Source organism: uncultured Cetobacterium sp. (genome assembly GCF_947038635.1).
Lineage (GTDB): Bacteria > Fusobacteriota > Fusobacteriia > Fusobacteriales > Fusobacteriaceae > Cetobacterium_A.
Genome location: NZ_CAMQXC010000101.1, coordinates 1 through 8,187 on the forward strand (window position 1 = coordinate 1; position 8,187 = coordinate 8,187).

Consider the following 8,187-nt stretch of genomic DNA (forward strand, 5'->3'; position numbering starts at 1 on the left):
CTCTATTTCAGGAGCTCTCTCTTTTAAAAGAATAGCACAAGCATCTCCTATTTTAGCTTGTCTTTCAGCATCGTTATCATACATTTTAATCTGTCTAATTGGGAATTTTTTAAGATTGTCCAACAGCATTAAAATTATTCCAGGGGTAAATGTACTTCCTCCACCAGCAATTAAAATTGAAAACTTTTTCATAATAAATCCTCCTATGCGTTAATTAAATTTTTTTCTGAATCTATATTTTCTAAATCTTTATTCATTAAATCTTCAAAGCAGTCTCTAACTTGTGGAACTGATAGTCCGACAATAATTTGAAGAGCATTACCTTTTCGAACAATACCATGTGCTCCAGCTCCTTTAAATACTGAATCACTTTTAACTAAAGTTTCATCAAAAACAGTAACTCTAAGACGAGTAGCACAGTTATTAACAGTTTCAATATTTTGGGCTCCTCCTAAACCTTGTAAGAAAGCGTAAGCTTGATCAAAATAGGCATTTTCAACAACAACATTTCCATTTTTAGCATCTTTTTTATTTTTAAAATCCTCTTTAGTATAAAGTTTTACCTCTTCATCTTCATCCTCTCTACCAGGAGTTTTTAATTTGAATTTTTCAATACAGTATTTAAAAACAAAGTAGTATATTGGTATGAAAGCCATTCCTACACCGATTTGTGCAATCATAACACTAGTGTGATTTTTAAAAAGTGGTATCCAGTTAATAGCTGCTATCTCTATAAGTCCAGATCCCATATTTCCAACAACTCCAAAAGCATACATAACAGCAGCCATAGTAGCAGCTAGAACAGCGTGTATAGCAAATAGAAATGGTGCAATAAATAGGAATGTAAATTCTAAAGGTTCAGTAATTCCAACTAAAACTGCTGTAAGAGCAGCAGGTATTAAAAGTCCAGAAACAATTTTTTTCTTTTCAGGTCGAGCAGTTTTATATATAGCTAATGCTATACCAATTGCTCCAAATATTTTACTATTACCATGTAGTGCAAATCCTCCTTGTGGGAAAAGCTCTTTTAAAGGTAGAGTAGAGTTAGCAAAATTAGAGAGATTTTGAGCCCAGAAAACTTGGATTCCACTGTCTACAACTGCAGGTCCAAAGATGAAAGGACCATAAACAAAGTGATGAAGACCAGTAGGAATAAGAATTCTTTCAAGCAAAGTATATAACCAAACTCCAAAAGTTCCAGAAGAAATCATTAATGTTTGTAAAGATGAGATACCCATCTGTACTTTAGGCCATACCAAACATGTTACATATGCAGCTGGAATCATAGCAATAAAAGCGATCATTCCAACAAGAGCACTTCCTTGAAATATTCCTAAAAAGTCAGGAAGTTTTGTATCAAAGAATCTGTTATGTATATATATAGTAAGTCCTGATATTGCAATTGCTCCAACAATACTTGTATCTAAAGTTTTAATTCCAGCAATTGTAGTTAATCCACTAACTCCTCCAATGTTTTGAGTGAAATCAACTCCAAAACTTGGCCCCCAAAAAGTTAAAATGGCATTAATAAAATAGTTGAAAGTTAGATATGTAACTAATACAGATAAACATGCACGGGGATGAGCTTTTTTAGCTAATCCAATTGGAAGTCCAACTGCAAATATAAGTGGAAGTTGTCTAAATACTGTCCATCCTCCCTCTTCGATAATATAAACAAGTTTGTAAAATAATCCATCTGGATTCGCCAAGGAACCTACGAAATCTGGATTTTTTAAAATAATTGTAAGAGCTACTGTTAGTCCTGCAAAAGGAAAAAGTAGTACTGGTGCAAAAAGTGCTCCACCAAGTCTTTGAAAGAATTTTAACATCTTGTTACCTCCCAATTTTTTTCTAGGATCCTTTGTTAATCGAAGTATACAACAGAAAAAGTTCTAAATCAATACTTTGAATCTTAAAAACACACATTACTACGAACGTAACATGTTACGTTCAGAGAGAAAAAATAGAAAATGTTTTGTAAATATAAAGAATTTAGATATAATGTAGAAAAATAGGAAGTAAGGGAGAGGGAAAAACTGTGAAGATAACAATAAAAGAGATTGCAGAGGATGCAGGAGTTTCTGTGTCTACAGTTTCAAGAGTAATATCTAATAATCCCAAGATAAGTGAAGCTACAAAATTAAAGGTAAGAGAGGTTATTGAAAGATTAAATTATAAACCAAATATAATGGCAAGAGGATTGGTCAAAAGAAAAACAGGAATTTTAGGTGTTATAATGCCAAAAGAAACAACAACTCTTTTTACAAGTCCATTTTTTATAGAGGTTATGCAGGGGATTAGCTTAAAGGGGAAGGAAAGAGATTATTATATCATGTATGACTTTTGTAAGAACGAGAAAGAGGAGTATGAAGGAACAAAAAAGCTAGCTGAAAGCGGATTAGTTGATGGAATTTGTCTTATGTCAACGCGTAAAAATGATAAAAGCATTCAATATTTAAAAGAGACAAATTTTCCTTTTGTTATAATAGGTGAACCTGAGGAAAAAGATGGTGTTTTATGGGTAGATAATAATAATTTAAAAGCAACATATGATATGGTAAAAAAAATTATTTATAAAAACTCTGAAAAAATAATTTTTGTAGGTGGAGATAAAAATTTAACAGTTACAATAAACAGAGTTACTGGATTTGAAAAAGCATGTAAAGAGTTAAAGTTAGATTATTCCATGTATCTAGGGAAAGATTTTTCTAGAGGAGAGGGGTATAGACTAGCAGAAAAAATATTTTCAGAACAAAAATGTGAGAATTTTATAATTTCAGATGATAATCTATTAAAAGGGTTTTTAGAATATTTAGAAAAAAATGGCATAGAAAATGTAAATATAGGAAGTTTTAATAAAGCTAATATAAAAGAGAGTTGGAAAAATAAGATTTTTTTATTAGATATAAAACCTGAAAAATTAGGGATGGAAGCAGTAAATCTTTTAGTAAATTGTATTCAAGATAAATTAGAAAGTTGCAGTAAAATAGTAGATATAGAACTAAAATAAAAGTTGTAAAAAAGGTTGTAGTATTTTTTTTACAACTTTTTTGTATTATATATAGACAAATTTAGAATTAAATGTTACAATACACAAAAAAGAGCAAACGTTTGCACAAATTGCAAAAAAAGTTTGTAATTCTAAAGATATATTAAGGAGAGATTAAAATGTGGTGGAAAGAGTTAGTTGGATATCAGGTTTATCCAAGGAGTTTCAAAGATTCCAATGGAGATGGAATAGGGGACTTAAAAGGAATAATAGAAAAATTAGATTATTTAAAAGATTTAGGGATAGATCTTATTTGGGTTTCACCATTTTTTAAAAGTCCAAATGATGATAATGGTTATGATATAAGTGACTATAGAGATATATTAGAAGAGTTTGGAACTATGGAAGATTTTGACAATCTTTTATTAGAAACTCACAAAAGAGGTATGAAATTAATAATAGATCTTGTAATAAATCACACAAGTGATGAGCATCCATGGTTTATTGAAGCAAGAGAGTCAAAAGATAGTCCTAAGAGAGATTGGTATATTTGGAGAGAGGGAAAAGATAACGAAGAACCAAATAACTGGGAAAGTATTTTCAAAGGATCAGCTTGGGAAAAGTGTGAAAAAACAGATGAATACTACTTACATCTTTTTTCTAAAAAACAACCTGATTTAAATTGGGAAAATGAAGAGATGAGAAAAGAGATTTATAATATGATGAACTGGTGGTTAGATAAAGGAATTGATGGGTTTAGAGTTGATGCTATAAGCCATATCAAAAAAGTTGATGGATTCCCTGACATGCCAAATCCTGATGGGAAAAAATATGTAGATTCTTTTGATATGCACATGAATATAGATGGAATTCAAAAGTATTTAAAAGAATTAAAAGAAGAAACTTTTGCAAAATATGATATAGTAACTGTTGGAGAAGCTAATGGGGTAGATGCTGAAAACTCTGATGAATGGGTTGGTAGCGAAAATGGAAAATTTAATATGATATTTCAATTTGAACATCTAAAGTTATGGGATTATGAAGGAGATACAGAGTTTTGTCCAAAAGCTTATAAAGATGTTTTAAATAAATGGCAAGTAGCTTTAGAGAACAAAGGATGGAATGCTCTTTTTATTGAAAATCATGATATTCCAAGAAGTACATCAACATGGGGAAATGATGGAGAGTACTGGTTAGAATCAGCAAAATCTTTTGCAACAACATATTTTTTACAAAAAGGAACTCCATTCATCTATCAAGGACAAGAGATTGGAATGACAAATACAGTTTTTAATTCTCTTTCAGAGTTTCAAGATGTAAAAAGTGTGAATGAGGGAAAAGAAAAATTAGAAGCTGGAATGTGTGAAAAAACAGTTTTAGAAATTTTATCAAATACATCTAGAGATAATGCTAGAACTCCTATGCAGTGGGATGATAGTTTAAATGCTGGATTTACAACAGGGAAACCGTGGTTAAAAGTAAATAGTAATTATAAAAATATAAATGTTCAAAGTCAAATAAAAGATGAAAACTCAATATATAATCACTATAAAAAATTGATATCATTAAAGAAAAATAGTAAAACTTTAACTCATGGAGAATTTAAATTAGTTTTTGAAGATGATAAACATGTATTTGCTTATTTAAGAGAACTAGATAATGAAAGATACCTTATATTATCAAACCTAAGTGAAAATGAAAAAAAATTAAACCTATCAGAATTTAATATAAAAAATGAGGATATAGTGCTATCAAATTATAAAATTATAGAAAAAGATTTAAAAGAGTTTATAGTTAGACCGTTTGAAAGTGTAGTATATAAAATTTAATATATATAGGGGAGACGTTAAAATGAAAAAGAAAAGTTTAATATCATTTGATTTTTGGCAAAAATTAGGAAAAGCTTTAATTGTTGTAATAGCAGTAATGCCTGCAGCAGGACTTATGGTTTCTATTGGTAAACTTCTTGGAACAAGTGGATTATCTATGATTGGAAGAATTATAGAGGATATGGGATGGGGAGTAATTGTAAATCTAAATATACTTTTTGCAGCGGCAATTGGTGGTTCGTGGGCAAAAGAAAAAGCTGGTGGAGCTTTTGCAGGAGTGATAGCTTTTATACTAACAAATAGAATAACGGGGGCTATATTTGGAATAAATGGAGGGATGTTAAATAATCCAGAAGCGGTTATTACATCGTTAACAGGACAAGAACTATTAGTAAAAAATTATTTTACAATGGTTATGGGAGCTCCAGCTTTAAATATGGGAGTTTTCGTGGGAATACTTTCAGGATTTTTAGGAGCGGTACTATTTAATAAGTATCAAACCTTTGATAAACTACCAAAATCTTTAGCATTTTTTAATGGAAAAAGATTTGTACCATTTGTAGTAATATTTGGATCATTTGTTATGGCTACTGTTTTATCTTTAATCTGGCCTTTTGTTCAGTGGGGACTGAATAGCTTTGGTGAGTGGATTGCAACTTCTAGAAATACAGCACCAGTAATAGCACCATTTATATACGGAGCTTTAGAGAGATTGTTATTACCATTTGGATTACATCATATGTTGACAATTCCTATGAATTATACAGAACTAGGTGGAACATATCAAGTTTTAACAGGAACTGCAGTGGGAAGTACAATTGCTGGTCAAGATCCAATCTGGTTAGCTTGGATAACTGATTTAAATAACTTGAAAGCAGCAGGAGATATAACAGGATATAAAAATCTTTTAGATACAGTTGTTCCAGCTAGATTTAAAGCTGGTCAAGTGGTATTATCGACAGCTTCACTTTTAGGAATTGGATTAGCTATGTTAAATAATGTTGATAGCGATAAAAAAACACAATATAAAACAATATTTATATCTTCAATGCTAGCTGTATTTTTAACAGGAGTAACAGAACCAATTGAATTTATGTTTATGTTTGTGGCACCAGTTTTATATGTAGCTTACGCAATTTTAACAGGACTTGCTTTTGCTCTAGTAGATATAATCTCTTTAAGAGTTCATTCTTTTGGATTCTTAGAACTACTTTCTCGTATACCTTTAATGATGAAAGCAGGATTATATAAAGATTTAATAAACTTTGTAATAGTAAGTGGAGGATTTTTCTTTGCAAACTACTGGTTATTCAATGTAATTATCAAAAAATATGATTTACCAACTCCTGGAAGAAGAGGAAATTATATTGATGAAGAGGAAGATAGTAGTGATGAAAAAGTAAAAACAACAGGTAATCAAGAGGAGATTCCAGTTAGAATAATAGAGCTTCTTGGTGGAAGTGAAAATATAGTTGATGTAGATGCATGTATGACAAGACTTAGAGTTACTGTAAAAGATGCAGATGTAGTAGGGGATAAAAATATGTGGAAAAAAACAGGTTCTATAGGATTAATAATAAAAGATTGTGGAGTTCAGGCCATATATGGACCAAAAGCAGATATACTAAAATGTAAAATAATTGATATATTAGGGAGATAAATTTTAAATGAAACTATTAACACTAAACTGTCACTCTTGGCAAGAGAAAAATCAACTAGAAAAAATGAGATATCTAGCTAAGGTAATATTTGAAGAGAATTATGAGGTAGTTGCTTTGCAAGAGGTAAATCAATTGATAGAAGACAAGATTTTATATGATGATATAAGAGAGGGAAACTTTGTAGATATTTTGTGTAAGGAGCTAAAAAAATTAGGGGTTGAGTATAGCTACCGTTGGGATTATCATCATGTAGGATACGATGTTTTTCATGAAGGAACTGGAATTCTTTTTAAAGGGGAGTTAAAAGAAAGTTTAGGGGAGTTTATAGGAAAAACTAAAGATACAAATTTTTGGAAAACAAGAAAATTTACAATGATATCTAAATTAGTTGGAGATATTGTAATAGATTTTTATAGCTGTCATATGGGATGGTGGAAAGATAGTGAAAATCCTTTTGAAGAACAATTAGATGAATTAATAGATTTTGCCAATAAAAGAGGAAACATATATTTTCTAATGGGAGATTTTAATAATGATGCAAATATTAGAGGAGAGGGATATGACTATTTATTAACAAAAGGAGTTAAAGATACATATTTAGAAGCCATTAAAAAAGATGATGGAATAACTGTCCCAGGTGTTATTGCTGGTTGGGAGGGGAAATGCAGTAATCCTAAAAGGATAGATTTTATTTTTACAAATAGTGAGAGTATAATAAAATCTAGTGAGGTTATTTTTAATGGAAAGAATAAAGAGATTATATCAGATCACTTTGGGGTAACTATAGAGATATAAAAATAAAAGGATTGAGCTAAAGAGTAGTTCAATCCTTTTTCTATTTGTTTTTTTATTTCTTTGTTCTATTTAGCTGAAGGCTTAACTTTTTTTAAGAAGTTATAGAAAACGAATACTATAATTCCTGTTGTAACATAAAGTTGAATACCAGCAATATTTCTAACAACATTAGAGTATTCAGGTAGATTTATACTAGCTAAATAAGCACTCATTCTAAAAGAAGCTACAGTTCCAACTGCCATGGGGAAGGTAGTTCCCGCAAATCCAGGGTGGAAATTAAAACTAAAGAATTTAGGAATACTTAAAAGTATTGAAATAAGTGTTACGAAGACAATTCCATATAGGAAGAATGCAATATACATGTTGGGCTCTTTAATTACATTTAAATAACCAATAGCACAAAGGCTTGATGGTGCTAACAGTATAGCTTTTGTGTGATAAACCATATCAGGTAAAGGTTTTATAATTAATCTTCTAATCATAAATGGAATTATTGTGAAAAATACAAGCACTCCATAAATTAAAACCCACTTAGAAATAATAGGCTCATCCATAGCTCCACCTACAACAATAGAAACCATAATTCCATTGTAAGTTACAAACCAACTTGGAACAAAAGTATCAATGTTAAAGTTTTTAATAACATTTCTGTAAGTAAAAATACAGATAGCAAAGGCGTGGAAAAATACACCGAAAAGCCAAAGATTTTTTCCTAAAAAAGGACTGTATGGAAGCAAAAATGCTCCAATAATCATAGCTAACATAGAGTATGTACCATATAAACTAGCAGGAATTGTATTGCTATACTCAGCTAGGAAGGCCTCTTTATGTCTAAAAATCTTTATAGTTGCTAAAATAAATACTACAATACCAATAATCATGAAGATATTTCTAAGGTAAGTAAAGTTTAGTA

The 8,187-nt window shown here is 30.3% G+C and carries 6 protein-coding genes and 1 pseudogene; 4 read left to right on the forward strand and 3 right to left on the reverse strand.

Annotated elements, in window-relative coordinates:
- Both Q0V08_RS09105 and Q0V08_RS09110 read right to left on the reverse strand, forming a co-directional pair.
- Nucleotides 1-192 (reverse strand): annotated as a pseudogene (locus Q0V08_RS09105) (6-phospho-alpha-glucosidase); the annotation flags it as partial.
- Between the two features lie 11 nt (nt 193-203).
- Nucleotides 204-1,829: an alpha-glucoside-specific PTS transporter subunit IIBC gene (locus Q0V08_RS09110; protein WP_297434116.1), complete on the reverse strand. Its 1,626-nt coding sequence runs from the start codon at nt 1,827-1,829 to the stop codon at nt 204-206.
- Nucleotides 1,830-2,038: 209 nt separating this feature from the next.
- Between Q0V08_RS09110 and Q0V08_RS09115 the strand changes: the two genes are divergently transcribed.
- From Q0V08_RS09115 to Q0V08_RS09130, 4 genes are all read left to right on the forward strand, one after another.
- A complete protein-coding gene (locus tag Q0V08_RS09115) occupies nt 2,039-3,010 on the forward strand; it encodes a LacI family DNA-binding transcriptional regulator (RefSeq protein WP_297434118.1) in 972 nt (323 codons plus the stop codon).
- Between the two features lie 158 nt (nt 3,011-3,168).
- Nucleotides 3,169-4,818, forward strand: coding sequence for an alpha-glucosidase (locus tag Q0V08_RS09120; RefSeq protein WP_297434120.1), 1,650 nt, complete (start codon nt 3,169-3,171; stop codon nt 4,816-4,818).
- 22 nt (nt 4,819-4,840) lie between these two features.
- Entirely contained in the window at nt 4,841-6,478 is a 1,638-nt protein-coding gene (locus Q0V08_RS09125; RefSeq protein WP_023051264.1) for a PTS transporter subunit IIBC, read from the forward strand.
- Nucleotides 6,479-6,485: 7 nt separating this feature from the next.
- Entirely contained in the window at nt 6,486-7,274 is a 789-nt protein-coding gene (locus tag Q0V08_RS09130; RefSeq protein WP_297434122.1) for an endonuclease/exonuclease/phosphatase family protein, read from the forward strand.
- A 65-nt stretch (nt 7,275-7,339) separates the two neighbouring features.
- On the opposite strand, the gene Q0V08_RS09135 is transcribed toward Q0V08_RS09130, so the two are convergent.
- Nucleotides 7,340-8,187 (reverse strand): TDT family transporter (locus Q0V08_RS09135; protein WP_297434124.1); only part of this gene is annotated, 848 nt, incomplete at its 5' end.